At 60.9% G+C, this 25155-nt stretch carries 18 protein-coding genes and 3 pseudogenes; 6 read left to right on the top strand and 15 right to left on the bottom strand.

Annotation, left to right across the window (positions count from 1 at the left end):
• Window positions 1–145: 145 nt before the first annotated feature.
• The 6 genes from J3P75_RS25560 to J3P75_RS25535 are packed head-to-tail and all read right to left on the bottom strand — an operon-like array spanning window position 146 to window position 4391.
• Entirely contained in the window at window positions 146–1825 is a 1680-nt protein-coding gene (locus J3P75_RS25560; protein ID WP_434708635.1) for an ApeI family dehydratase, read from the bottom strand.
• Window positions 1822–2367: a hypothetical protein gene (locus J3P75_RS25555; protein ID WP_434708634.1), complete on the bottom strand. Its 546-nt coding sequence runs from the start codon at window positions 2365–2367 to the stop codon at window positions 1822–1824. Before J3P75_RS25555 ends, J3P75_RS25560 begins: the two co-directional genes overlap by 4 nt.
• Complete coding sequence (locus J3P75_RS25550; protein ID WP_065615459.1) at window positions 2364–2618, bottom strand: acyl carrier protein; 255 nt, start codon at window positions 2616–2618, stop codon at window positions 2364–2366. The genes J3P75_RS25555 and J3P75_RS25550 overlap by 4 nt, the downstream gene beginning before the upstream one ends.
• A gap of 9 nt (window positions 2619–2627) precedes the next feature.
• Window positions 2628–2900, bottom strand: a complete 273-nt coding sequence (locus tag J3P75_RS25545; protein WP_434708633.1) for a phosphopantetheine-binding protein — start codon at window positions 2898–2900, stop codon at window positions 2628–2630.
• Window positions 2878–3690, bottom strand: coding sequence for a lysophospholipid acyltransferase family protein (locus J3P75_RS25540; RefSeq protein WP_434708632.1), 813 nt, complete (start codon window positions 3688–3690; stop codon window positions 2878–2880). The genes J3P75_RS25545 and J3P75_RS25540 overlap by 23 nt, the downstream gene beginning before the upstream one ends.
• Complete coding sequence (locus tag J3P75_RS25535) at window positions 3666–4391, bottom strand: beta-ketoacyl synthase chain length factor (RefSeq protein ID WP_336355889.1); 726 nt, start codon at window positions 4389–4391, stop codon at window positions 3666–3668. Before J3P75_RS25535 ends, J3P75_RS25540 begins: the two co-directional genes overlap by 25 nt.
• A gap of 357 nt (window positions 4392–4748) precedes the next feature.
• Between J3P75_RS25535 and J3P75_RS25530 the strand changes: the two genes are divergently transcribed.
• Window positions 4749–5519, top strand: coding sequence for a ParA family protein (locus J3P75_RS25530; protein ID WP_434708631.1), 771 nt, complete (start codon window positions 4749–4751; stop codon window positions 5517–5519).
• A gap of 132 nt (window positions 5520–5651) precedes the next feature.
• On the opposite strand, the gene trxC is transcribed toward J3P75_RS25530, so the two are convergent.
• Window positions 5652–6086: a thioredoxin TrxC gene (gene trxC, locus J3P75_RS25525; RefSeq protein WP_434708630.1), complete on the bottom strand. Its 435-nt coding sequence runs from the start codon at window positions 6084–6086 to the stop codon at window positions 5652–5654.
• A 198-nt stretch (window positions 6087–6284) separates the two neighbouring features.
• Between trxC and J3P75_RS25520 the strand changes: the two genes are divergently transcribed.
• A complete protein-coding gene (locus tag J3P75_RS25520; protein ID WP_434708629.1) occupies window positions 6285–6719 on the top strand; it encodes a helix-turn-helix domain-containing protein in 435 nt (144 codons plus the stop codon).
• A gap of 7 nt (window positions 6720–6726) precedes the next feature.
• On the opposite strand, the gene selO is transcribed toward J3P75_RS25520, so the two are convergent.
• The 5 genes and pseudogenes from selO to J3P75_RS25495 form a co-directional block, all read right to left on the bottom strand.
• Window positions 6727–8190 carry a protein adenylyltransferase SelO gene (gene selO, locus J3P75_RS25515; RefSeq protein WP_434708628.1) on the bottom strand — a complete coding sequence of 488 codons (1464 nt, stop codon included), beginning with the start codon at window positions 8188–8190 and terminating at the stop codon, window positions 6727–6729.
• Window positions 8191–8238: 48 nt separating this feature from the next.
• Window positions 8239–11592, bottom strand: a complete 3354-nt coding sequence (gene mscK, locus J3P75_RS25510) for a mechanosensitive channel MscK (RefSeq protein ID WP_434708627.1) — start codon at window positions 11590–11592, stop codon at window positions 8239–8241.
• 34 nt (window positions 11593–11626) lie between these two features.
• Entirely contained in the window at window positions 11627–13369 is a 1743-nt protein-coding gene (locus tag J3P75_RS25505) for a potassium/proton antiporter (RefSeq protein WP_434593104.1), read from the bottom strand.
• Window positions 13370–13687: 318 nt separating this feature from the next.
• Window positions 13688–14287: pseudogene (locus J3P75_RS25500) on the bottom strand (methyl-accepting chemotaxis protein); the annotation flags it as partial.
• 303 nt (window positions 14288–14590) lie between these two features.
• Window positions 14591–15247 (bottom strand): annotated as a pseudogene (locus J3P75_RS25495) (MCP four helix bundle domain-containing protein); the annotation flags it as partial.
• Window positions 15248–15589: 342 nt separating this feature from the next.
• Here J3P75_RS25495 and J3P75_RS25490 point away from each other — a divergent pair.
• The 4 genes and pseudogenes from J3P75_RS25490 to J3P75_RS25475 all read left to right on the top strand — a co-directional run bounded on the left by J3P75_RS25490 (window position 15590) and on the right by J3P75_RS25475 (window position 18156).
• Entirely contained in the window at window positions 15590–15820 is a 231-nt protein-coding gene (locus J3P75_RS25490) for a hypothetical protein (RefSeq protein ID WP_007909525.1), read from the top strand.
• Complete coding sequence (locus J3P75_RS25485; RefSeq protein WP_186619599.1) at window positions 15817–16119, top strand: cell division protein ZapA; 303 nt, start codon at window positions 15817–15819, stop codon at window positions 16117–16119. Before J3P75_RS25490 ends, J3P75_RS25485 begins: the two co-directional genes overlap by 4 nt.
• A gap of 99 nt (window positions 16120–16218) precedes the next feature.
• Window positions 16219–17241 (top strand): annotated as a pseudogene (locus J3P75_RS25480) (cache domain-containing protein); the annotation flags it as partial.
• A 69-nt stretch (window positions 17242–17310) separates the two neighbouring features.
• Window positions 17311–18156 (top strand): methyl-accepting chemotaxis protein, encoded by an 846-nt coding sequence (locus tag J3P75_RS25475; protein WP_434598484.1) that lies wholly within the window; start codon window positions 17311–17313, stop codon window positions 18154–18156.
• 66 nt (window positions 18157–18222) lie between these two features.
• On the opposite strand, the gene J3P75_RS25470 is transcribed toward J3P75_RS25475, so the two are convergent.
• The 3 genes from J3P75_RS25470 to putA all read right to left on the bottom strand — a co-directional run bounded on the left by J3P75_RS25470 (window position 18223) and on the right by putA (window position 25098).
• Window positions 18223–18921 carry a hypothetical protein gene (locus J3P75_RS25470; RefSeq protein WP_434708625.1) on the bottom strand — a complete coding sequence of 233 codons (699 nt, stop codon included), beginning with the start codon at window positions 18919–18921 and terminating at the stop codon, window positions 18223–18225.
• 175 nt (window positions 18922–19096) lie between these two features.
• Window positions 19097–20899, bottom strand: coding sequence for an acyl-CoA dehydrogenase (locus tag J3P75_RS25465; RefSeq protein ID WP_434708624.1), 1803 nt, complete (start codon window positions 20897–20899; stop codon window positions 19097–19099).
• Between the two features lie 245 nt (window positions 20900–21144).
• Window positions 21145–25098, bottom strand: coding sequence for a trifunctional transcriptional regulator/proline dehydrogenase/L-glutamate gamma-semialdehyde dehydrogenase (putA, locus tag J3P75_RS25460; protein WP_434708623.1), 3954 nt, complete (start codon window positions 25096–25098; stop codon window positions 21145–21147).
• Window positions 25099–25155 lie beyond the last annotated feature (57 nt).

The raw sequence follows: 25155 nt of genomic DNA, 5'->3' as shown, positions 1-25155 counted from the left end.
CGTTGGCCGCTTCGCGGGCAGGCTCGCTCCCACAGGGATTGTGCGAAATTGGCGCAGGGCTTATGCATGCAGAATCTCCTCTGACACACCGCAAACCCTGTGGGAGCGAGCCTGCTCGCGATTGAGTGCGCAGCACTCAGCGAAATCAACCATGTTCAACACCCAGCAAGATCCGTCCACTGGAACACGTCGCCGTGTCATTGCGATAGGCAAAATACAACTTGCGTCGCTCGGCATCGAAACGCAGGTGCAGTTGAATTTCATCACCCGGGCGCACCAGTTGCTGGAATTTCAGCACTTCCATGCCGGCGAATGCACCGTCGAGCTTCAGTAACTGACGGCCGAGATTCAGCGCCCACTCCACCTGCACCAACCCAGGCAAAACCGGCGCTTTGGGAAAGTGCCCACTAAAGTAGGCCAGGTCCGGCGGCACGCTGAGTTGCAGACTCCACTCACCGTCCGTTTCGATCTGTTCCAGCACTTCAGGCGCTTTCGGGCGCGGCGCAATCAGCAAGGCGTCGACTTCGGCCTGGGGCAGTTTGCCCTGGCTGTTGAGCGGTAACTGCCGCAACAGCCGCCAGCGCCGCGGCAGGGCCAGCGCCTCGCAATGTGCCTTGAGGTGTTCGCGCAGCGACTTGGTCAAGCCGCGGCGGCCGTGTTCGCGCAAGGCAAACAGGCCAGCGTCGCTCAGCACCAGCAATGCACCGAGCGAGGCGCGATTTTCCTGCACCACACCCAGACGCGCTTCGGCGACCCACGCGTGGGCAACCAGGGCCTGTTCGAGCATGGGCAGAGAGATGCGTTTTTCTTCGAGTTTGACGATCCGGTCGAGGCGCCCGAGCAGTTCGAAACGCCCATCAGCGGCGATGCGTGCGGCGTCGGCGCTGTGCTCGACATGCCCCGCCGGCAAGTAAGGTGAGGCGATCAGCAGTGCGCCGTCGCTGTCTTGACTCAGTTCGACCGCGGCGAACGGTTGCCACAGTACGTCGCCCTGACGCCAGGCAATCCCGCCGGTTTCCGAGCTGCCGAGAATTTCCGTCGGCCATTGCTGCAAGCGTTGCTCGAGGCTTTGCGCGGCCTCAAGCGGCAGCGCGCCGCCGGAGGAAAATACCCGGCGCACCGCGCTCAGCGCTGGCCAGTCGAGGTTGTCGCCCATGCGCTTGAGCAATGCCGGGCTGGCGACCCAGGCGAAGGCTGGATGTTCGCGGCTGGCGCGCTGCATGTCTTCGGGGAATGCCAGTTGTTTGCGCACGAACGGGCGCCCGGCGCACAGCGGCCACAGTACGCGAAACAGCAAACCGTAGATGTGCTGGGTGGCGACGCTGCCGATAATGCACGCCTCGCCCAGATCCGAGCCCCACAACTGCTCCAGCGCCTCGACTTCATTGGCCAGTTGCCGCAGGGACTTGTCGATGCGCTTGGGTTCGCCGCTGGAGCCCGAGGTGCACAGGCTCAGTCGGCATTGATCGAGATCCAGCGCGGCGCCCGGCAAGGGGGGCTGCTGAAGTTGATCGAGGCGGGTATCGCCAGGCTGATCGGTGAGCCATAGGTCGACATCCCCCGCCCAGCGCTGGCGAGTTTGCCCTTGCAGATCCGCAGGCAACAGCACACTGACGCCTGCGCGCCAGGCAGCCAGCAGCGCGATGGCCAGTTCGGCCGCGTCTTGCAGATGCACCGCCAGACTGCGAACACCACGTGCTTGCAGACCGGCGGCGACGCTCAGCGCCTGGTCGCACAGTGCGGCATGCTCAAGTGCCGGTGCGTGGCTGACAGCCCGCAGCGGTTGGGCCTTGAGCAACAGGTGCTCAAGTTTTATCCAGTTCATGTACGGCCTCTTACCCGTTGTCGTATCAGCCATTCAATGGCAAACATCAGGCCGATCAATCCATAGGAGATCAGGCCGGTGTACAACATCCACCAATCCAGCGGCGCCCACAGGGTCAGGAGCGCGGCGCACAAACCGTTGCAGAAGAAAAACACACTCCAGGCCAGCGTGACCTGACGCGTGTAGCGAATCGCCTCGGGTGGCAGATACGGCTCACGCAGGCGCGCCAGCCGCTCGACCATCGGCGTGCCGAACGTCAGGCTCGAGGCGAACAGCACCAGCATGAAGCCGCTGATCAGCACCGGGTACCAGCGCAGCAATTGCGGGCTGTCGAACAGCGCCAGCAGCACGCAAAAGGCGATCGCCACGCCGGCCATCCATACGCTGCCGGGTTTGCGCTCACCACTGAGCACCCGCGCCAGCCACAGGCTGCCCAACAGCAGGCCGAACTGCCACGGCGCGAAGTGCTCCATGCCGAAATACACCGCAAAGGGGTACAGCAGGCCGGCCAATAGCAGGCCGAGGCCGATCAATCGGCTCATGCGGCCGGTTGAACCAGACGGTAAACCGCCTCGACCACGTCGCCGACGGTGCGCACCGACTTGAATTCTTCGGCGGCAATTTTCTTGCCGGTCTGGCGTTTGATGTGATCGATCAGATCGACCGCGTCGATGCTGTCGATCTCCAGATCCTGATACAGATTGGCGTCCATGCTTACGCGGGCCGGATCGAGCTCGAACAGCTCGACCAGGGCATCGCGCAGGGTGTTGAAAATATCGTCACGAGTTTGCATGGTCCGGTCTCAAGCTGCTTTGGCCGTGACAAAAGCCGCAAGGCTCGCCACGTTGGTGAAATGGTTGCGAGTGTCTTTGGCATCGGCGTCTATCTTGATGCCGTATTTTTTCTGGATGGCCAGGCCCAGTTCCAGCGCGTCGACCGAATCCAGGCCCAGGCCTTCGCCAAACAGCGTCTGCTCGTCACCGATGTCGTCGGGGGCGATGTCTTCGAGACCGAGGGCGTCGATGATCAGCAGTTTGATGTCACGCATCAGGCTAGCGGTGTTCAGTTCGCTCATCTTCGGCGAGCTCCTTAATGAAATAGTCATGCAAATAATCGTTGAGCTTGCGCGAGGCCTGCGGGGCAGGTCCTTGCGCGGCGAAGGTCTGTGGGTCTATATCGGCGCCCACGCGAAAACTGAAGTGCACGCGGCGCTTGGGGATGCGGTACCAGGGTTCGGCTTTGGTCAGGGTGGTCGGGCTGACCTTGATCATCACCGGCGTGAGTATTTTCGCACCGCGCAAGGCAATCGCAGCGGCCCCCCGATGAAAGGCCGGCGGCTGCCCCGGCTGGGTGCGAGTGCCCTCCGGGAAGATGATCAGGGTCTGGCCGTTTTGCAGGGATTGGGCGGCGGCGTCGAGCATGTCCATGCTGCCGTCATTGCTGATGTACTCGGTACTGCGCAGCGGGCCACGGGTGAAGGGGTTTTCCCACAGGCTTTTTTTCACCACGCAATTGGCCTGGCGCACCATACCGATCAGGAACACCACGTCGATCAGCGACGGGTGATTGGCGATGATCATCTGCCCCGGTCGACCGAGGCGCTCGGCGCCCTGTATTTCGTAGGTCAAGACACCGGTGCGGGCCATGAAACGCACGAAAAACCAGAACAACCGGCTGACGGTCTTGCGTGCCCGTTGCCGGTGCGCAAGGGCATCGCCGGGCAGGCAGTTGAGCAATGGAAATACCAGCACGCGCAGGCACAGGCCGCCCAGCCCGAACAGGCCGAAGCTGGCGGCGGTGGCCAGCAAGCGCCAGTAATAGGCGTCGCGGTTTTTCTCGGTCACGGGTTGCGTTGCCAGGTCCATACACGATTTTTCCACGCATGTTGGCAATGGGGTTGCTGGCCGAGCAGGGTACGCAGCAGGTTCAGCGCGTGTGGCCAGTGCGCCTTGGACCGTGTTTGCGGGGCGCTGTTCAAGGTCAGCCGCCAGTCGGTACCCGGCGTGAGCAGAAGCCCGAGCGCATAAGGGAATGGCACGTCATCGACCCATGCCGAATAGGCCGCTGGCGGTTGCTCCTCGGTAATCACCAGCAGCACCGCCGGCGCGCCTTCAGCGAGCAGGGCCGCGGCCTCGAGCATGCCATGTTCGAGGCCGTCACCAGCGGCGGCGAGGGCGGTCATTTCACTGGTTTCGCCGCGCATGATCGACCACAGGCCGATGATCGCGTTGTGCACCGAGAGGCTGAACTGGGTGGGCGACAGCGGCTGTTCATTGGCCAGGTCGCAAAGGATGTCGAAGGTGCGCGGGGTTTCGCCGTGGCGCGAGACGAACACCAGCGGCAGGTTGTCCCGTCCGTCGGCCAGCGGCCAGCCGACGCTGAAGGCCATTCGCGCCAGGCGGCTCAGGCGGCGGCGCTGCATGGCCGGCAAAAACGACACATCGGGCGCGGCATCACTGCTCTGCAGCACGACCGGTTGTCGGCTCCAGGCCTGCCAGGCGTCCACGCTGTCGAGCCCGGGGGCCCACGCGCGCCATTGGGCGATGTTGAAGTTGATCACGGACATTCATCCCGCCCCTGCGGGCAATTATTGACGCGTTGAATCGCCCAGGCCGCGGCAGGCCTGACGTGGCGCTCGGCGCCGGGTGGCGCGCATTATCCCGGTGCGACGGGTGTGTAGCAAATGCTGGTTACATTTTGCCCAACGAAATGTACCGACCGGTTCAGTGGGGCGACTGTCACATGGCCATTATCCAGATTCTCAGCGGCGTGTCTGTCGGCCTTCTCGGCGATCAGTGGCGGTAATCACGCTTTCTGACCGCGGACTTTTGCCCCTGAGGTTGTAGTCCGCGTCCGTGAAGGTAGCGAAGCGAGGTCACGCGCATCTACACTCGGTCATTCTTTGATACACGGAGGTTTTGTCATGCGGCGCGTGGTGTTCAATCAGAAAGGTGGCGTAGGCAAGTCGAGCATTGCCTGCAATCTGGCGGCGGTCAGCGCCAGCGAGGGTTATCGCACACTGTTGGTCGACCTCGATGCCCAAGCCAACTCCACTCAGTATCTGACCGGGCTGACCGGCGACGACATTCCGATGGGCATCGCCGATTTCTTCAAACAGACCCTGTCTTCCGGGCCGTTTTCCAAGAAGAACCAGGCCGACATCTACGAAACCCCGTTCGACAACCTCCATATCATCACCGCCACCGCCGAACTGGCCGACTTGCAGCCCAAGCTCGAGGCCAAACACAAGATCAACAAGCTGCGTAAATTGCTTGATGAGCTGGACGAAGATTACGACCGTATCTACCTCGACACGCCGCCCGCGTTGAACTTTTACGCGGTATCAGCGTTGATCGCCGCTGATCGGGTGCTGATTCCCTTCGACTGCGACAGTTTTTCCCGTCAGGCGCTGTACGGACTGATCGCCGAAATCGAAGAGCTCAAGGATGACCACAACGAAGGCCTGGAAGTCGAAGGCATCGTGGTCAATCAATTCCAGGCTCGGGCCAGCCTGCCGCAGCAGATCCTCGATGAACTGATCGCCGAAGGTCTGCCGGTGCTGCCGGTGTACCTGTCCAGCTCGGTGCGCATGCGCGAATCCCATCAGGCCAGCATGCCGCTGATCCACCTCGATCCACGGCACAAGCTGACCCAGCAGTTCGTCGAGCTGCATGACCTGCTCGAAGGCCACTGAACCCCCGAACCCCACGCAAATCCCCTGTAGGAGTGAGCCTGCTCGCGATAAGGCCGTCACATTCAACACTTGCATTGGCTGACACGACGCCATCGCGAGCAGGCTCACTCCTACAGTTGGATCGGCGGTGTATCAGATCCCCTGGCTGCGCAACCAGGCCATCAACTGCGGCAACGGAAACGCACCACTTTGCCGCGCCACTTCCCTGCCGTTCTTGAACAGAATCAAACTCGGAATCGAGCGAATCCCCAACTGCGCCGACAACTGCTGATTGGCCTCGCTGTCGAGCTTGGCCAACCGACACTTGCCCGCCAGCTGCGCCGCCGCTTGTTCGAACACCGGCGCAAACGACTTGCACGGTCCGCACCAGTCCGCCCAGACATCCACCAGCAGCGGCAGATCGCCCTTGATCTGACTGGCGTAATCGCCTTGCTTGAGTTCGAAGGGTTTGCTTAACAACACCGCCGATTTGCAGCGCCCGCATTTGGGCTGATCAGTGAGGCGCTCGGCGGGGATGCGGTTGAGGCCGTTGCAGGACGGGCAGGGGATGAGGAGTGGTTCGGGCATGATGGGCTCTCCGGCGGAAGTCTATGAGACTGATCTGGAGGCAAAGTCACCATTATCAAGGATCGGTCCGTAGGTCATTACCTTCGCTATTGGGGGAAATGGCCTACGTGCGTTAGTGCGGCGGCTGACTATCTGTATCTGATCGAATCAGTAATCTTGTGCGGACCTGAACAAGTTATCTTTTGGACGTCCATCTTTATGACCGTCAAAACAATTAACCGCCTCTCACTCTCGGAGCCTGTAAAGGGTTCTGAATATCGAAATACGGGTCTCTTCCCTCATTCGCTGCATCCTCCAGAAAGTGAAGATGACTACGATACCTTGGTGTTAGTGCTCGACGAACTGCTAGAGATTACGGGCGACGATGAGTCGCATCCTTTGATGAGCCTTGTCGATATTATCGGTGACTGGATCGAGGAGTGGGATCACACCCATCACCCCATGGCCCAAGCGAGTGGCGAAGAGGTTCTCGGTTACATGATGCGTGAACACGGTCTGACCCAAAGCGACTTGCCGGGCGTCGGTCCTCAATCCGTCGTTTCGGAAATTCTCAGTGGCAAGCGCAAGCTGAACCTGCGCCAAATTCGCTGGTTGGCTGAGCGCTTCAATGTGCCCATCGACGTGTTTACCTGATTCTGGCTCAGGAAGAACAACTGATCTCCAGATGCTTGCCCCACTCCGGCGGCCGTTCGGCGTAACTCTCCATCCCCGGCTGCTGCTCAAACGGGTTGCTCAACACTGCGTGCAGTCGGCGCACTTCGGCGTAATCGCCTTGCTCGGCCGCGTCGATGGCTTTTTGCGCCAGGTAGTTGCGCAGGATGTACAGCGGATTGACCGCGTGCATCCGCGCGCGGCGCTGCTCTTGATCGGTATCGCCGTCGCGAGCGACACGGGCGACGTAGCGTTCGCCCCAGGCATCGAAACCCTTGATATCGACGAAGTCATCACGCAAGCGGGCGACGGCCTGTTCGGCTGACTCTTCACCGAGGCGGCGGAAGAACAGTGTGTAATCGACGCCGCTGTTCTGCATCAGTTGCAGCAGGTTTTCCAGCAGTTGCTGGTCGTCATCTTCGGCAGTGGTGAAGCCGAAGCGGCGGCGCATCAGGTCGAGGTAATGTGCCTGGAACAGTGGTAAATACAAGCCGAGGGCTTCGCGCAGGGCTTCGACGCTGATGAACGGTGTCAGTGCCTGGGCGAGGGCGCTGAGGTTCCACTGGCCGACCGGCACCTGATTGCTGAACGAGTAGCGGCCTTGGTCATCCGAGTGGTTGCAGATGAAGTTGGCGTCGAAATCGTCGAGGAAGGCGAACGGGCCGAAGTCGAAGGTGATGCCGAGGATCGACATGTTGTCGGTGTTCATCACGCCGTGGCAGAAGCCGTAGGCCTGCCATTTGGCGATCAGTTCGGCGTTGCGCTCGACGACCTCGCGGAACATCGCCAGATACGGTTCCGGTTGTTCCAGGCATTCGGGGAAATGCATCGCCAGCACGTGCTCGCCAAGCTGTTTTTGCTGCTCGGGGCGCTTGGTGTAGTAGAAATATTCGAAATGGCCGAAGCGGATATGACTCGGTGCCAGGCGCAGCACCATCGCCGCGCGTTCCTGTTTCTCCCGCCAGACCGGCGTGTCGGAGCCGATCACGCAGGCCGCGCGCGAGGAAGGGATGTTCAGCGCATAGAGGGCTTCGGAAGCGAGGAATTCGCGGATCGATGAACGCAACACTGCACGGCCATCGCCCATGCGCGAAAACGGCGTCTGCCCGGCGCCCTTGAGGTGCAGGTCCCAATGTTCGCCGGCGTTGTTGTAGACCTCGCCGAGCAGCAAACCACGACCGTCGCCCAGTTGCGGCGTATAGCCGCCGAACTGGTGGCCGGAGTACACCATCGCCCGTGGCTCGGCATCCGCCCACAGCTTGTGGCCGCCGAACAGTTCGGCAAATTCATCGGTTTCGGCCGTCGCCGGGTCCAGATCGAGCAGGGCCAGTGCGGCCGGGCTGGCCACGACCAGCCGTGGATTATCGATCGGCTCGGGCAGTACGTGGGCGGAGAACGCGTCGCCGAGGCGGGCGAAGCGATTGTCGAAAGTCAGTTCGTCGAGGGCTTTCACGGGCCGGCTCCAGCAGAATGTCCGAGCATTCTGCTGGGACCATAGCGGTTAGTCGAGTTTGCTCGGCGGCGGTTCCGGCAACGGTTTCTCTGCGTCGACGACCGGCGCGATGGTTTTGTTCTCTGGCTCCACCGGCACCATCTTGTATTCCTGACCGTGCAGATTCTTCAGATAAATCTCCATCTGCCGGAACGAGATGTTGATGTGCTGCTTCTTGAACTCGCGGTTGATGAAGCGGTTGACCTCATCGAGTACCGGGTTGCGGTCGCCGAGGTCGCGCACATGCATGCGCAGCTCGTGGTCGAGAGTGCTTTCGCCGAAATTGAGGAAATACACGTGCGGCTCTGGTTCCTTGAGCACGCGCGGGTTCTCGCGGGCAGCCTTGAGCAGCAATTCCTTGACCAGATCCAGGTCGGAGCCGTAATCCACACCAAGTTTCAGGGTGACGCGGGTGATCGTGTCGGTCAGCGACCAGTTGATCAACTGGCCGGTGATGAAGGTTTTGTTCGGGACAATGATGTCCTTGCGGTCGAAGTCGGTAATGGTAGTGGCGCGAATGCGGATCTTGCTCACCGTGCCCGACAGGTTGCCGATGGTGATGGTGTCGCCGATCCGCACCGGACGTTCGAACAGGATCATGATGCCGGAGATGAAGTTGGCGAAGATCTCCTGCATACCGAAACCGAGACCGACCGACAACGCCGCCACCAGCCATTGCAACTTGTCCCAGCTCACGCCGAGGGTCGACAGGGTCGAGACGAAGCCGACGCCGGCAATCACATACGACAACAGGGTCGTGGTCGCGTAGGCGCTGCCCTGAGCCAGATCGAGCTTGGACAGCACGAACACTTCAAGCAGACCGGGCAAGTTGCGCGCCAGGGCGAAGGTGATGCCGATGATGATCAGCGCGCCGAGCATGTCGCCGATGCTGATCGGCACCATGCTCATGTTGGCGCCGGTGCCGCTGGTGTATTCGTAGAGGGTGATGTTGTCGAGGTACGAGAACACCGAAATCAGGTCCGACCAGACCCAGTACAGCGCGGCGATGAAGCCGCCGAGCAGGGCCAGACGGATCAGGCGCAGGGACTGCTCGTTGACCTTTTCGATGTCCAGCGTCGGCTCTTCGATCACCGCTTCACCGTCGCCGGCCTCTTTCGCCGCCTGCCGCTTGGCCAGCGCACGCTGGTAAGCCAGGCGTCGTGCGGCAACGCTCAGACCGCGAACGAAGGTGGCTTCGATCACCAGCCAGAACATCAGCAGATACAGCGTGTTGATCAGTCGGTCGCTGAGTTTCAATGCGGTGTAGTAGTAGCCGAAGCACACCGCGACAAACAGGGCGATCGGCAGCAGGGTGAACAGCACGCCGACGGCCTTGCGGAACAGTGAAGTGTTTTCGTGGGTCGGGCTGGCAATCAGCAAGCGGCTGAGCAGCCACGCCATTAGTGCGTAGCAGGTCAGCACCACCGGCATGCCAAGCACGTCATCGGCTAGCGCGGCCGGTTGCAGTTCTGCGACGGCCACGATGGTCACCAGCGCCATCACCACCAGTCCGAGGCGACGGATCCAGCCCTGGAGGAATTCGACCTGTGGCTTTTCCCAGCGGAAGTGCAATTCAGCCACGCCGCCCGGCGCCAGAATCCGGTAGGCGGTGTAGAACACCAGCCACGCCTGGCCCATCTGCAGCAGCGCAGCGCCCATGTTGGCGTTCTGCCCGCGCGCGTCGATCTGCAAGGCCAGACCGCACAGCGCCAGACCCAACGCGACGGGCATCGCGAGCAGAATATTGATCAGGATCGCCTGCGGCGTATGCCACTGGCTGTCGCGTTTGAAGTGACCGATGTCCTGATGGACTTTGTTCAGCCGCGCATAAAGGTTCTTGCGCCGCCACAGCAACGCGCCGATCAACAGCGCCAGCGGCAGGAACAGCAGCGGTCGCTGAGTCAGGCCGTCGATCAGTTCGCTCAGGCTCGATGCCCACGGCAGGGTGTTGACCTGACGCTCCAGGCGTTCCGGCACGCCGCGCATCCATTCGACATCCAGCGGTTTGTTGCTGGGAATCCAGAACATCTGTTCATCGAGGGTCGCGCGCAGGCTCTGCGCGGTGCTGAGCAATTGCTTCTGGTTGAGCTGCAGGGTGATCGATTCGTTGAGCACGGCGCTCAATTCGCGGTTCAGTCGCTCCAGCAGATCCGCGCGGGTGTTGGCCAGATCGAGCAGGCTCTTGCGCAGTTGCGGGGTGACCTGCTCCGGCGGTTGCGTGGCCAGCAGGTTGTCGACGTAGGTCGCCGGGTTGCTGAGTAATTCGCGCTGCTGGCTGACTTCGAACTGGTACAAACGGATATCGGCAATCTGATCGGCCAGATCGCGGTCGACCTTGAGATGCGGCAGCGCCTGTTTCTGTTTATAGAGAATCTTCGACAGCAGCAGGCTGCCCTTGAGCACGTTGATCTGCTCGTCGAGCGCTGAATCGCTCTGGGTCAGGCTGTCGAGTTGCTGTTTGGTCTGCAGGTTCTGCTGGGTGACTTCGTTGAGCCGATCAGTGCTTTTGAGCAGATAGTCGGAAAGTTTGAGGTTGGCCGTACTTTCACTGGCGAGCAGGCTGCTGCCGCCGGCCTTCTGCGCTTCGATCGACTGCTGGGTCACGGTTTCCTGCGACTGCGCCAGACGCTTCTGGTTGATCAGGGTTTGCAGTTCCTGAATCTCGCGGTCGAGGCGGTCGGATTTTTCCGAGAGGAGGTCATGTTGAGCGTTGCCCAGATCCTGCAACTGGCTGTTTCCGGCCAGTTCTTGACGGCGCAGCGGGATCAACGCATTCAGCGCTGCCAGCTCGGCATTCAACTGGTCGCGCTGCTCGGCGCTAACGGTTTTACCCGCATCCTTGCCGGATTTGAGGATGTTGTTGATCTGCTGAATACGCGTCTGGCTGGCAGAGATCTCTGCCTGGGCGCGCTCAGGGCGAGTCTGCGCGGTGATGATCAGGCTGTTGGCGTCGGCCAGGGCCTTTTGCAAGTCGCTTTGCTGGGTGGAGCGCTCGGTGAGGATCTGCTCCAGCTGTGGGATGGACTCCTTGGCGAAACGCTGCGCCACCGGCACCACGGCGGTGGCTTTGAGGCGTGCCAGCTCGCGGGTGTTTTCGATGGTCTGCTTGGGGGCGCTGGCCAGTTGCTGTTTGAGATCGACCAGTTTCTGCTCGTAATCACGGCGATTGGTCAACTGCGTGAGGGTGCTCTGCAGCACGCCCTGCAAGGTCTTTTTATCGGCGTCCGGCAGTTTGCTGTCGGCAAGCTTGTCGAGGCTTGCCTGCACGGCATCGCTGGACGGTGGTTCGGCGGCGTACAACGGGCCGACAGTGAGACTCAGGCCCAGCAGGGCCGCGGCGAAAAAGGAGCGCAGGGTAGGCATAGAGACCGGTCAAGCAAGTGAGAGTGAACGCAGTTTAGAGGAAGAGCCCGGGGCCCGGGCGACTTCCTTCGGGGAATCTGACGCCCACTTTGCCGATCTTGTTCCCGTCCATGACCGCCACGGTCCAATGGGTGTTGTTCCACTCCACCTGGTCGCCGACGATGGGCGCACCACCAACTTTCTGCGCAATGAAGGCGCCCAGGGTCATGTCCGGATCGATGCCCTCGGCCGGTAAGCCATAAAGCGCCGCAACCGCTTTAAGCTGGGCGTCTCCTTCGAGTACGAAGTCGCCGAAAAAGCGCAGATCGAGGCCGCGCTGCGGCGCCTGACTGAACAGTTTTCCGAGCGCGCCGAGGTTGTGTTCATGGCCAATAACACACAGCAAATCATCGACTTCCAGCACCGTACTACCCGACGGATGGAGCAGTTGCTGACCACGAAACAGGGCTGCGATGCGGGTGCCTTCGGGCATTTTCAGCTCGCGCAGGGGCGAGCCGATGCACCATTTCTCCGCGCCGAGCTTGTAGACGAACAGCTCCCACTCACTGGTGACATGGACTTCCAGTGCCGAGCGGGAAATCGGCGCCGGCTCCGGCGGCACCGTCACCTTCAACAGTTTCGCCACCCACGGCAGGCTCGTGCCTTGCAGCAGCAGCGACACCAGCACGATGAAAAACGCCAGATTGAAATACAGCTGCGCATTCGGCAGCCCGGCCATCAGCGGGAACACCGCGAGAATGATCGGCACCGCGCCACGCAGGCCGACCCAGGAAATAAAGGCTTTTTCGCGACCATGGAAAGCCTTGAACGGCAGCAGGCCGACCATCACCGACAGTGGCCGCGCAAACAGAATCATCCACAGCGCCAGAGCAAGCGCAGGCACGGCGATCGGCAGCAGATCGTGCGGGGTGACCAGCAACCCCAGTACCAGAAACATGCCGATCTGTGCCAGCCAGGCCATGCCGTCGAGCATGTGCAGGATGCCATGACGGCTGCGCACCGGACGGTTGCCGATCACCAGACCGCACAAATAAACGGCGAGGAAGCCGCTGCCGTGCAAGGCATTGGTCAAGGCGAACACCACCAGCCCGCCGGCGATCATCAGAATCGGATACAGACCGGTCGCCAGGTTGATCCGGTTGACCAGTTGCAGCAACACCCAGCCGCCGCCGAGGCCGATCACGCCGCCGATGCCGAATTCGCGGATCAGGTGGGTCAGCAGGCTCCAGTGCAGGCCGGTCTGGCCGCTGGCAAGCATGTCGATCAAGGTGACGGTGAGAAACACTGCCATCGGGTCGTTGCTGCCGGATTCGATTTCCAGGCTGGCACTGACTCGCTCGTTGAGGCCCTTGCCGCCGAGCAGCGAAAACACTGCTGCGGCGTCAGTCGAGCCAACGATGGCGCCGATCAGCAGGCCTTGGATCAGGTTCAAGTCGAACAGCCACGCTGCGGCCATGCCGGTGAGCCCGGTGGTGATCAACACACCGACGGTGGCCAGCGATAGCGCTGGCCATAACGCCACGCGGAAACTCGACACCCGCGTGCGCAAACCGCCGTCGAGGAGAATCACCGCCAGCGCGAGGTTGCCGACCAGATAAGCCGTGGGGTAGTTATCGAAAATGATCCCGCCGCCATCGACCCCGGCGGCCATGCCGACCGCGAGAATGATCACCAGAATCGGAATGCCGAGGCGCGAGGAGAGTGAGCTGACCAGAATACTTGCGCCTACCAGCAACGCGCCGATCAAGAACAGGCTGTTGATGGTCGTCGCATTCAAAGGCAGTACTCCAGAAGCGTAAAGACGGGCACAAACTGACCATGCAGTCTGCGTGCCAGCGATTCTAACCTGTTGAAATGTGATGCTGTCAAAAAGCTTTTGCAGCGAGGCATCCGGATCTGCGCTCGGCGGGCGACCGCTGCCCACCCTAGCCCTCTCCCGGAGGGAGAGGGGACTGATTGCGGTGTTTATGCGAGGTGCGCCGGCCTGCGATTGCGAGTCGAACTCAGGTTTGAACAGCATGAAGATCTGCTCCCTTTCCCCCTCTCCCTCTGGGAGAGGGCTGGGGTGAGGGTGCTTTTGATCTTGATCTGCTGATTAAAGGCTGAACCGCCCAACCATGTTGTTCAGATCCAGCGCCAGCCGCGACAACTCATTGCTCGCCGCGCTGGTCTGGTTCGCCCCGGTCGCCGATTGCACCGACAGATCACGAATGTTGACCAGATTGCGATCAACCTCGCGCGCCACTTGCGCCTGCTCTTCGGCGGCGCTGGCAATCACCAGGTTGCGCTCGTTGATTTCGACGATGGCGCTGTTGATGGTGTCGAGCGACATACCGGCACCACGGGCGATGTTCAGCGTCGATTCGGCGCGCTCGGTGCTGTTGCGCATCGAGTCGACGGCGTGTTCGGTGCCGCTCTGGATGCTGCCGATCATCCGCTCGATCTCGCTGGTCGACTGCTGCGTGCGATGAGCCAGCGCGCGGACTTCATCGGCAACTACCGCAAAACCACGCCCGGCCTCGCCCGCGCGGGCCGCTTCGATGGCCGCGTTCAGCGCCAGCAGGTTGGTCTGATCCGCCAGGCCGCGAATCACGTCGAGCACCTTGCCGATATCGCGGGATTCATTAGCCAGATCGCCGATCAACGAAGCGGTGCTCTGCACATCGGCGCTCATGCGTTCGATGGCGCTGACGGTTTCCTGCACCAGATCGCGACCGTCGCCAGCCGACGTGGTGGCATTTTTCGAGGCTTCCGAAGTGCTGACGGCGTTGCGCGCAACTTCTTCTACGGCGCTGGTCATCTCGTTGACCGCGGTGGCCGCCTGTTCGATTTCGTTGTTCTGCTGAGTCAGGCCACGGGCGCTTTCGTCGGTGACGCTGTTCAGCTCTTCGGCGGCAGAGGCAAGCTGGGTAGCCGAGCCGGAGATGCGCTGCAGGGTGTCGCGCAGTTTCGCTTGCATCTTGGCCATGGCCGCGAGCAGACGCCCGGCCTCATCGCTGCCATCGACATGGATCGGCTGGGTCAGGTTGCCTTCGGCGATGGTTTCCGCCGCATCGAGTGCCTTGGCGATCGGCTTGGTGATGCTCACGGTCAGCAGCCACGCGAACAGCATTGTCAGGCCGGAGGCGATCAGCAGCAGGCTGACCACCAGATTGAAAGACATCGAATACTGATCCTTGGCCCCCTGGTCGATGTCGGCGATCTGCTGAGTATTGATGTCCAGCAAGCGTGCCAGCGCGGTGTTCACCGCTTCCGAATTGGACAACAGGTCGGTGTTGAGCAGTTGCTGCAACGCATCGATCTGATTGTTGCGCGAGAGGGTTTTCATCCGCTCTTCGAGCTGGCGGTATTGTCCCAGCAACTGCACATACTGATCGTACGCCGAGCGTTCTTCAGGGCTGGAGATCAGCGGCTCGTAAGCACGTTGCGCCTCGGTGATCTGGCGGTTGCGCATGTCGAACAGCTCGATGGTTTTCTGCTGCACGTCCGCTTCGCGGTTGATCAGCAGGCGATACGACAGAACGCGCAAGCGCAGGGTCAGCTGGGTGAATTCATCCAGTGCCTTGATCGACGGCACACTGGTGTTGGCGATGTCTTCGCCCGCCGAGCGGATCTTGCTCATCTGATTCAAGGCGAAGACGCCGAGAATCAACATCAGGCCGCCGATCAGGGCGAAACCGGTGAACGCCCGGGGGGCGATATTCATATTGCGAAGGGACATGGGCGGATACCGAAAAGGGCCGCATCCATGCGGGTTGAGCTGCTGTATGGCTGACTTATCGGTCATACGACTAAAGTCTTGAGTCGGTGTGCGCATTTGTCGCAGCGGGAGCGGGGCGACGAAGTGCAGGAACCAGATCGGCCGATCACAGTCTTTTAAACTCGCGGGAACGGTCCCCCGCCAGGAAAATCAAGGCCTTGCGCCGGTTTAACCCTGGCATCCGTGGTGACTTTTCTTTATCGTACGCGCCCTTTGAAAAACGCTTGGAAGATCAAAATGTTGGAAGCATCCCTCAGCCAATTGGAACAGCTCGTCAGCGACCTGGTGCAACAGAACCAGACCCTCGCGCAGACCAACCAGACCCTGTCCACGGAACTGGCCCAGGCCAAGGATGAAAACGAAAGCCTGCAACTGAACCTGATGGAGCAGGAAGAAAAACACGGCGCCACCGCTGCCCGCATCCAGGCACTGGTTGATCGCGTCAACGCCGGCCCTGTCAGCGCATGAACCACGGCACAGCAGGGGTAAAAGTCATCTCGATTCTCGGGGAGGACTATTCGATCAAGGCACCGGCCGGGGAAGAACAGACCCTGCTGGACGCGGCCATGATGCTCAAGGCCACCCTGGAAGACACCAAGCGCAAATACCCGACCCTGATCGGCGACCGTTTGCTGGTGCTGGCGGCGATGAATCTGTGCTCGCAGCAGATTGAAATGAAGAAGCAGCATCAGGAAGAACTCGACCGTTATCAAGAGCAAGTCAGCGCCACGGTCGACACCATCGCCAAGACCATCAATCAGGGTTGAGGCTGTTGGGCACAACCAAAGAATAGATTGTCGATTGCGCTGTATACAATCGGCACGGCTGTTGCAGTGTTTCAGCCACTTATTCTTTGGGGGTGCTCCATGCAGTGGTGGCGACGCAGTATTCAATGGCAGCTGATTCTCGGCATGGGCGCAGCCCTGCTGTTCAGCATTCTGATCGTGGTTGGCATTTATACCCTGGTGGTCAATCGCCTCGCCCAGTCCTATCTGGTCGAGCAGGCCCTGCCGTCGAGCATTGAAGCGACGCGCAACGATATCGAACGCATCCTCGTGCAGCCGCTGACGGCAGCCAAGGACATCGCCAGCAATTCCATGGTCCGCGATTGGCTCGCGGCAGGCGAAGACAGCGGCAAACTCGCGGGCTTCGCGGAGTATCTGGAAGGCATCCGCGCCGAACATAAAGCCTTTACCGCTTTGATCATTGGCACTGAGTCCAATCATTACATCACCGAAAAAGGCCTGGATCGGACCCTCAGCCGGGACAAGCCGGCCGATGCCTGGTTCTATTCCTTTCTCGACAGCGATCAGCCACGCACCCTCAATATCGATAACGACGGCGCGACCGGTGAGTTGGCGTTGTTCATCGATCTCAAGGTTGAACAGGCGGGAAAAGTGGTCGGCGTTGCCGGGCTCGGGCTGAGCATGAAAGAGCTTTCCGAGCTGATTCATGATTTCAGCTTCGGTGAGCGCGGCAAGGTCTATCTCGTGCGCTCTGACGGGTTGATACAGGTGCATCCCGAAGCGCAGTTCAGCGGCAAGCGCACCTTGAGCGAGCAGATCGGCACCGATGCGGCGCAGGCGCTGATGGGCCACAAGAATGCGGTCAACAGCAGCTTCCAGCGTGACGGCGAAGATTTCCTCGCGTTCAGCTTGCCACTGCGCGATCTCGGCTGGACCCTGGTGGCAGAAGTGCCGCAGTCGCAGATCTACGCCGAAGCGCGCAAAGCCATGTGGATGAGTGGCGGTATTGGTCTGCTGGTGGCGTTGGTGTGCCTCGCCTTGGTGGTCTGGCTGGCGCGAGGGCTAGTGCGGCCGATTCGTCAGGTAACAGCGGCGCTGGTAGCAATCGGTAGCGGTGGTGGAGATTTGACCCAGCGGTTAGATTCCAGCCGCGCCGATGAACTGGGTGACCTTGCGCGCGGCTTCAACCGCTTCCTCGACAGTCAGCGCGCGATGATCGGCGAAGTGCTGACCACCAGCGAGAACCTGCGCACCGCCGTGGGTCAGGTGGCAAAAGTGGTGGACAACACCGCCGAGCGCTCCGGTCGTCAGCAGGAAATGACCGATATGGTCGCCACGGCGGTTCATGAAATGGGCCTGACCGTGCAGGAAATCGCGCAGAACGCCGGCAACGCCGCGTTCGCCTCGCAAGCCGCCCGCGACGAAGCTTTGCAGGCGCGGGAAGTGGTCGGCGGCTCGATTCGGCATATCGAAAGCATGTCCGACGAGATCGGCGTGGCGGCCGGCGCGGTCGGTGAATTGGCCCAGCAGGTGGCGTCCATCGATTCCGTGCTGGCGGTGATTCGTGGCGTGTCCGAACAAACCAATCTACTCGCGCTCAACGCCGCAATCGAAGCCGCGCGCGCTGGGGATATGGGTCGAGGCTTTGCGGTGGTAGCCGATGAAGTGCGGACTTTGGCGCGTCGCACCCAGGCCTCGACCGACGAAATTCAACAAATGATCGGCAGCCTCAAGCAAGGCGCGGAAAACGCCGTGTCGTCGATGCGCACCGGGCAGGCAGCGACCGGCACCGGGGTTGAATCGAGCCAGCGCACCGGCGCATCGTTGACGGCGATTACCGGACAGGTCGAGCGCATCAGCGACATGAATCACCAAGTGGCGACGGCGACCGAAGAGCAGTCGGCGGTAACCGAAGAGATCAATCGCAACGTGCAAGGGATTTCCGATCTGGCCCGGGCGACAGCGGGGGAGGTTCGCGCGTGTCGTGAGGATTGCCGGATGCTGCAGACGCTGGCGGATGATCTGGCGCGGCAGATGGGTGGATTTCGTTTGAGCTGAGTTAGTTCTGTCTTTGTAAGGAGTCGACGCGCCTCAAAGGCGCGTCGGATTCGCTTCCATTTCGCTTCAGAAAAGCAGAATTTCTCGCCCATAAAAATCGATGCCGCCAATGGTCTCCAGATAAAACACCCGCTTCTCCCGGACAGTCCACACTTGCTGGCCCTCGTGATAAGTATCACCAGCTGCGACTGTTCTAAACATATCGTCGCTGTTGAAATCCGTAGTGCTGAGATAGCTCGAGCGCGGAGTAACAACCATGGCTTGATAAAGATTTGCACCCTTTTTGATATAGCGTTTTTCGCTGACACGCTCAGCAGAGGGATCGTTGACAACGTCATTGACTCGCGCTGAAAAAACGAACTCTGCTGCGGTTAGATTGACGTACGGATCAATAAGCCGCTCGGGGGCTGCGCCGCCATAGACCACTGCTCGCCACTGACTGGCGCTGATGAAAGTGTAATCTTTGAAGGCGACGCGATTGTCCGTGTCATAGCGGTCCTCCGCCGTAATGATCTCAAACATTGCTGTTGCCGTTGTCTCGACAGCCGGTACTGAGTTATCCGGCGCTGTCGTGATGCTGATCAGTGATCGTTCATCAGAAAGGCGATGGTGATTTTTGCTGATGACAGTAGAAACCGAGGAGTCTTTGTTAGTCCACACCGTGCCGTTTCGCATTCCAAATTGCGAAATCGAGGCAAGGACGCAATAGTCCCGCGTTACCAGCCCGGCAAGTTTGATGGTTTGATCGGCAGTCTGGTTGTCCATGTGGCTCGCTCTTTCCAGGGTAAGAAGAGGACGTGAAGTCCGAGTTTGCCGGGCAAAGTTCAAACTACATGTCTGGCCAAGCCAGCCTACTGCGCCAGGGCCATTTCCACACCTGTCAAACATGACAGGTGTGCAATCCCCGAAAATGTGTTTTGTCTGAGTGCAAACGCTTGACTCAGAACCACTCCTCCCACATCCCCAGACACGTATCATCGCGCGCCTCGAGCAGGTCCAGCTCATGCTGGCAACCCGGCACTTCCCACGTCAGGAAATACCGCGCCGCCTGCAACTTGCCTTTATAGAAGTCGACGTCCGCCGCGTTGCCCTTGGCCAGCCCTTCTTCGGCGCGAATCGCCTGCTCCAGCCAGCGCCAGCCAATCACCGTGTGCCCGAATACCTTCAGGTACAGCGCCGAGTTCGCCAGACTGCTGTTGACCTTGCCCTGCGCCAGGTCGGTGAGCAAACCGAGGGTCACGGTTTGCAGGCGGGCCACGAGTTTTTCCAGCGGCTGACGCAGAGCGGTCAACGATTCATGCGCGGTTGCACGTTCGCCCGTAGTGGCGATCAGGCGGATCAGTTGTTTCAAGCCTGCGCCGCCGTTCTGCGCTAGTTTGCGCCCGAGCAGGTCCAGCGACTGAATGCCATGGGTGCCTTCGTGAATCGGGTTCAAACGGTTGTCGCGGTAATACTGCTCGACCGGGTATTCGCGGGTATAACCGTGGCCGCCAAGAATCTGGATCGCCAGTTCGTTGGCCTTCAGGCAGAACTCGGAGGGCCAGGATTTGACGATCGGCGTCAGCAGATCCAGCAACTCATGGGCCTGTTTGCGCTCGGCTTCGGTTTCGAGGGTGGTGGTGTCATCGAACAGGCGCGCGGCGTACAGACCGAGGTCAAAGGCGCCTTCGACGTAGGACTTTTGCGTCAGCAGCATGCGTCTGACGTCAGCGTGCTGAATGATCGCCACCGGCGCGGTGGTCGGGTCTTTACTGTCCGGCACCCGGCCTTGTGGCCGTTCGCGGGCGTATTCCAGCGAATACAGGTAACCGGCGTAACCGAGCATCACCGCGCCCATGCCGACGCCGATGCGCGCCTCGTTCATCATCTGGAACATGTAGCTCAAGCCCTGATGCGGCTTGCCCACCAGATAGCCGACGCACTCGCCGTTATCGCCGAAATTCAGCGCCGTGGACGTGGTGCCACGCCAGCCCATCTTGTGAAACAGCCCGGCCAGCAGTACGTCATTGCGTTGGCCAAGGCTGCCGTCGTCGTTGACCAGAAACTTCGGCACGATAAACAGCGAAATACCTTTCACCCCCGGTGGAGCGTCCGGCAGCTTGGCGAGGACCATGTGCACAATGTTTTCCGACAGCGGATGGTCGCCGCCGGAAATGAAGATCTTGTTGCCCTTGAGGCGATACGTGCCGTCAGACGCAGGCTCGGCGCGCGTCCGAATATCCGACAACGACGAACCGGCATGCGGTTCGGTCAGGGCCATGGTGCCGAAGAAGCGCCCGTCGATCATTGGCTGCAGAAAGCGCTGTTTCTGCTCCTCGGTGCCAAAGCTTTCGATCAGGTTTGCCGCGCCCATGGTCAAAAACGGGTACGAGGTCGACGCCGCGTTGGCCGACTGGAAATGCGCGAAGCACGCTTGCGACAGCAGTGTAGGAAGTTGCATGCCGCCAGCCTCGAAACTTCTCGCGGCGTTGAGGAATCCGGCTTCGAGGAAGGCATCCACCGCCGGTTTCACTTCAGGAATCAGAATTGCCTTGCCGTCTTCGTAGCGTGGCTCGTTCTCGTCGCCCTTGCGGTTGTGCGGGGCGAAATACTTGTCGGCGATGCTGCGCGCGGTGCCGATGGCGGCGTCGAAGGTTTCACGATTGTGCTCGGCAAAACGCTCACGCCGGGTCAGGCCCTCGGCATCGAGGACTTCGTACAGCTCGAAAGCCAGATTGCGGGAACTGAGCAGCGTCTCGGACATGGTGGCTTACCTGAAAAGGAGGTTGGGCCGAGTCTAAGGCGCGGGAATAGAGGCTGAACAGGATGATTGATGGCGGTGATGGAGGGGTGAGGGCAACACTAATCAAATGTAGGAGTGAGCCTGCTCGCGATAGCGGTCTGTCAGACAAAATGAATGTGTCTGACAGACCGCTATCGCGAGCAGGCTCACTCCTACAGGTATTGCATTCCAGGCGACCATTGCGGTCGCCTGGACTTGCAACGGTATCAGCCGATCGTCATCAGGCTGGCATTACCACCCGCCGCCGCGGTGTTAACGCTCAACGCGCGCTCGATCACCAGACGTTCCAGAGCAATGTTGGTCTCGCCCTGGGACAGGCCCTGAACCCCGACAATCGCGCCAGCACGCTTGGCGATTTGCTGGCAGACCCCGCGCAACTGGTCGGAGTGGCCGTGATGCAGAACCGCATCGAACACCACTTCATCCTTGTTCCAGTCGGAAACCAGTTTGATCCGCGCCTGAATCTCCTTTGGCAGGCGTGCGAACAAGGCCTTGCTGATGTCGGACTCCGGCCACACCGCCGAACCGCCCACTGCCAATACCGCGGCCAGTTGCGTCAGCAGATCGCCTTCGACTTCCGCCAGGCACAGCACGTGTTCGCGCGGCAGGATGGCGTAGCTGTTGCGCTCGCCGGTCGGGCCGGCCAGTACGCGGGTGACGCCGCTCTGCGATTGCGCCGCGTACTGCACGCACAGAGTGCTCAGATCGGCGTACTGGTTGCTTTCGGCCCAGGCTTTCAGCGCGGTCAACGGTTTGCTCATGGCGTCGCGCAGGCGAACGTCCGGCGCTACAACGGCATCATCGCGAGCGAAGGATTGTTCGATGGCGTCGGTAGGACGTGTCGACAGCAGACGGTACAGGTACAGCGGGCCACCGGCTTTCGGACCAGTCCCCGACAGGCCTTCGCCGCCGAATGGCTGCACGCCGACCACGGCACCGACGATGTTGCGGTTGACGTAGACGTTACCGGCGTTGACGTTGTCGATCACCTTGGCGATGGTCTCGTCGATGCGCGTGTGCACACCCAGCGTCAGGCCGTAGCCGGATGCGTTGATCTGGCCGATCAGTTGATCCAGCTCTTTGCGCTTGTAGCGCACCACGTGCAGCACTGGGCCGAAGATCTCGCGTTGCAATTCGTCGAAGCTTTCCAGTTCGATCAGGGTCGGCATGACGAAGGTGCCGCGTTTGACTTCTTCGCTGTCGGCGATCGCCACTTGATAAACGGTGCGACCTTTGTCGCGCATGGCCTGGATGTGCTTGTCGATGCCAGCCTTGGCTTCTGCGTCGATCACCGGGCCGATGTCCACGGACAGGCGTTCAGGGTTGCCGAGACGGCTTTCCGCCATGGCGCCTTTGAGCATTTCGATGACGCGATCGGCGGAATCTTCCTGCAGGCACAGTACCCGCAGCGCCGAGCAACGCTGACCGGCGCTGTCGAAGGCCGACGACACCACGTCGATCACCACTTGTTCGGTGAGTGCCGAGGAGTCGACGATCATCGCGTTCTGGCCGCCGGTTTCGGCGATCAGCGGAATCGGACGGCCCTGGCTGTCGAGACGCCCGGCAATGTTGCGTTGCAGCAGACGGGCCACTTCGGTGGAGCCGGTGAACATCACGCCTTTGACCCGCTCATCGCCGACCAGACCGGCACCGACGGTTTCACCGCGACCCGGCAGCAACTGCAGCACGCCTTCCGGAATCCCGGCTTCGAGCAGCAGGCGCACGGCTTGAGCCGCGACCAGCGGAGTCTGTTCGGCCGGTTTGGCCAGTACCGGGTTACCGGCAGCCAGCGCCGCGGCGACTTGACCACTGAAGATCGCCAGCGGGAAGTTCCATGGGCTGATGCACACCACCGGGCCCAGTGGGCGGTGGGCGTCGTTGCTGAAATCGTTGCGTGCCTGCACCGCGTAATAACGCAGGAAGTCGACCGCTTCGCGGACTTCAGCGATGGCGTTGGCGTAGGTCTTGCCGGCTTCGCGAGCCAGCAGGCCCATCAGCGGCTGGATCTCGCCTTCCATCAAGTCAGCGGCACGTTCCAGAATCGCCGCGCGCTCGGCTGGCGGGGTGGCCTGCCAGATCGGTGCGGCGTTGAGTGCGCATTGAATGGCGTTGTCGACGTCCTCGACGGTGGCTTCCTGAACGTGACCGACTACATCGCGATGATCCGATGGGTTCAGTACCGCGGCCGGCGTTTCGTTGCTGGACGCACAGCCGAGCATCGGCGCGGCTTTCCAGTCGTTGTGCGCCGTGGCGAGCAAGGCGCAGGACAGCGAAGCCAGACGATGTTCGTTGGCCATGTCGATGCCGCTGGAGTTGGCGCGCTCGGCTCCGTACAGGTCACGCGGCAGCGGAATGCGCGGGTGCGGCAGACCGAAACCGCCTTCGACGGTGGCCATCTGCTCGATCTGTGCCACCGGATCGGCAACCAGTTCCTGAATCGAAATCGACTGGTCGGCGATGCGGTTGACGAACGAGGTGTTGGCGCCGTTTTCCAGCAAGCGACGCACCAGATACGCCAGCAGCGTTTCGTGTGTGCCGACCGGCGCGTACACGCGGCACGGACGGTTCAGCTTGCCTTCGGCGACTTTGCCGACAACCTGTTCGTAGAGCGGTTCGCCCATGCCGTGCAGGCACTGGAATTCGTACTGGCCCGGGTAATAGTTCTGACCGGCAATGTGGTAAATCGCCGACAGGGTGTGGGCGTTGTGCGTAGCGAACTGCGGGTAGATGGCTTCCGGCACCGACAGCAGTTTGCGTGCGCAGGCGATGTAGGAAACGTCGGTGTACACCTTGCGGGTGTAGACCGGATAGCCTTCCAGGCCTTCAACCTGGGCGCGCTTGATTTCGCTGTCCCAGTACGCGCCCTTCACCAGACGAATCATCAAACGGTGACGGCTGCGACGAGCCAGATCGATCACATAGTCGATCACGTACGGGCAGCGCTTCTGGTAAGCCTGAATGACGAAACCGATGCCGTTCCAGCCGGTCAGCTGCGGCTCGAAGCACAGGCGCTCGAGCAGATCCAGCGACAGTTCGAGACGGTCGGCTTCTTCGGCATCGATGTTCAGGCCGATGTCGTATTGCTTGGCCAGCAAGGTCAGCGACAACAGGCGCGGGTACAGCTCGTCCATCACGCGCTCGTATTGCGCACGGCTGTAACGCGGGTGCAGTGCCGACAGCTTGATGGAGATGCCCGGGCCTTCATAAATCCCACGGCCGTGGGACGCTTTGCCGATCGAATGAATGGCTTGTTCGTACGACGCCAGGTACTTCTGCGCATCGTGTTCGGTCAGCGCCGCTTCACCGAGCATGTCGTAGGAGTAACGGAAACCTTTGGCTTCGAACTTGCTCGCATTCGCCAGGGCTTCGGCGATGGTTTCGCCGGTGACGAACTGCTCGCCCATCAGGCGCATGGCCATGTCGACGCCCTTGCGGATCATCGGCTCGCCGCTCTTGCCGATGATGCGGCTCAGCGACGAAGTCAGGCCGGCTTCGTTGTGCGTCGAGACCAGTTTGCCGGTCAGCAGCAAGCCCCAGGTCGCAGCGTTGACGAACAGCGACGGGCTGTTGCCCAAGTGCGGCTGCCAATTGCCGGTGCTGATCTTGTCGCGGATCAGTGCATCGCGAGTGCCCTTGTCGGGGATACGCAGCAGTGCTTCGGCCAGGCACATCAGCGCCACGCCTTCCTGGGACGACAGGGAAAATTCCTGCAGCAGACCCTGAACGATGCCGGCACGGCCGCCAGCACTTTTCTGGTTACGCAGTTTTTCCGCGATGGTTGCGGCCAGCTTGTTGGTGGCTTCGGCCATCGCTGCCGGCAGACGTGCCTGCTCGATCAGCATCGGCACCACTTCTGGCTCAGGGCGACGGTAAGCAGCAGTGATCGAGGCGCGCAGCACCGATTGCGGCAGGATGCTTTCGGCGAATTCCAGGAAGCACTGGTGGGCGTGATCGGTATGGACCTCACCGGCGTCGTCGGCGTCCTTGGCGGTCAAACCGTTCAGCTCGGTCAGGGTTGCACCACCCTCGAGTTTTTCCAGGTAATTGAAAATTGCCTGCTTGATCAGCCAGTGCGGCGTACGATCGATCGAGGTTGCGGCAGCCTTCAGGCGTTCGCGGGTCGGGTCGTCGAGTTTGACCCCAAGGGTGGTGGTAGCCATATTTTTATCCTCATGGTTGCCACAGTTGCGTGGCATCAGCTGGCGGCAAGATTAGCC

Source organism: Pseudomonas sp. R1-1, from assembly GCF_051132135.1.
Taxonomy (GTDB): Bacteria; Pseudomonadota; Gammaproteobacteria; order Pseudomonadales; family Pseudomonadaceae; genus Aquipseudomonas.
The sequence above is the reverse complement of the archived record's forward strand: the minus strand, read 5'-3'. Positions and strand labels throughout refer to the sequence as shown.

What these genes read in the sequence shown, in the direction of transcription:
- J3P75_RS25560 (WP_434708635.1), bottom strand. Translation starts at nt 1,825, where the DNA reads ATGAACTGGATAAAACTTGAGCACCTGTTGCTCAAGGCCCAACCGCTG.
- J3P75_RS25555 (WP_434708634.1), bottom strand. Translation starts at nt 2,367, where the DNA reads ATGAGCCGATTGATCGGCCTCGGCCTGCTATTGGCCGGCCTGCTGTAC.
- J3P75_RS25550 (WP_065615459.1), bottom strand. Translation starts at nt 2,618, where the DNA reads ATGCAAACTCGTGACGATATTTTCAACACCCTGCGCGATGCCCTGGTC.
- J3P75_RS25545 (WP_434708633.1), bottom strand. Translation starts at nt 2,900, where the DNA reads ATGAGCGAACTGAACACCGCTAGCCTGATGCGTGACATCAAACTGCTG.
- J3P75_RS25540 (WP_434708632.1), bottom strand. Translation starts at nt 3,690, where the DNA reads ATGGACCTGGCAACGCAACCCGTGACCGAGAAAAACCGCGACGCCTAT.
- J3P75_RS25535 (WP_336355889.1), bottom strand. Translation starts at nt 4,391, where the DNA reads ATGTCCGTGATCAACTTCAACATCGCCCAATGGCGCGCGTGGGCCCCC.
- J3P75_RS25530 (WP_434708631.1), top strand. Translation starts at nt 4,749, where the DNA reads ATGCGGCGCGTGGTGTTCAATCAGAAAGGTGGCGTAGGCAAGTCGAGC.
- trxC (WP_434708630.1), bottom strand. Translation starts at nt 6,086, where the DNA reads ATGCCCGAACCACTCCTCATCCCCTGCCCGTCCTGCAACGGCCTCAAC.
- J3P75_RS25520 (WP_434708629.1), top strand. Translation starts at nt 6,285, where the DNA reads ATGACCGTCAAAACAATTAACCGCCTCTCACTCTCGGAGCCTGTAAAG.
- mscK (WP_434708627.1), bottom strand. Translation starts at nt 11,592, where the DNA reads ATGCCTACCCTGCGCTCCTTTTTCGCCGCGGCCCTGCTGGGCCTGAGT.
- J3P75_RS25490 (WP_007909525.1), top strand. Translation starts at nt 15,590, where the DNA reads ATGTTGGAAGCATCCCTCAGCCAATTGGAACAGCTCGTCAGCGACCTG.
- J3P75_RS25485 (WP_186619599.1), top strand. Translation starts at nt 15,817, where the DNA reads ATGAACCACGGCACAGCAGGGGTAAAAGTCATCTCGATTCTCGGGGAG.
- J3P75_RS25475 (WP_434598484.1), top strand. Translation starts at nt 17,311, where the DNA reads ATGATCGGCGAAGTGCTGACCACCAGCGAGAACCTGCGCACCGCCGTG.
- J3P75_RS25470 (WP_434708625.1), bottom strand. Translation starts at nt 18,921, where the DNA reads ATGGACAACCAGACTGCCGATCAAACCATCAAACTTGCCGGGCTGGTA.
- J3P75_RS25465 (WP_434708624.1), bottom strand. Translation starts at nt 20,899, where the DNA reads ATGTCCGAGACGCTGCTCAGTTCCCGCAATCTGGCTTTCGAGCTGTAC.
- putA (WP_434708623.1), bottom strand. Translation starts at nt 25,098, where the DNA reads ATGGCTACCACCACCCTTGGGGTCAAACTCGACGACCCGACCCGCGAA.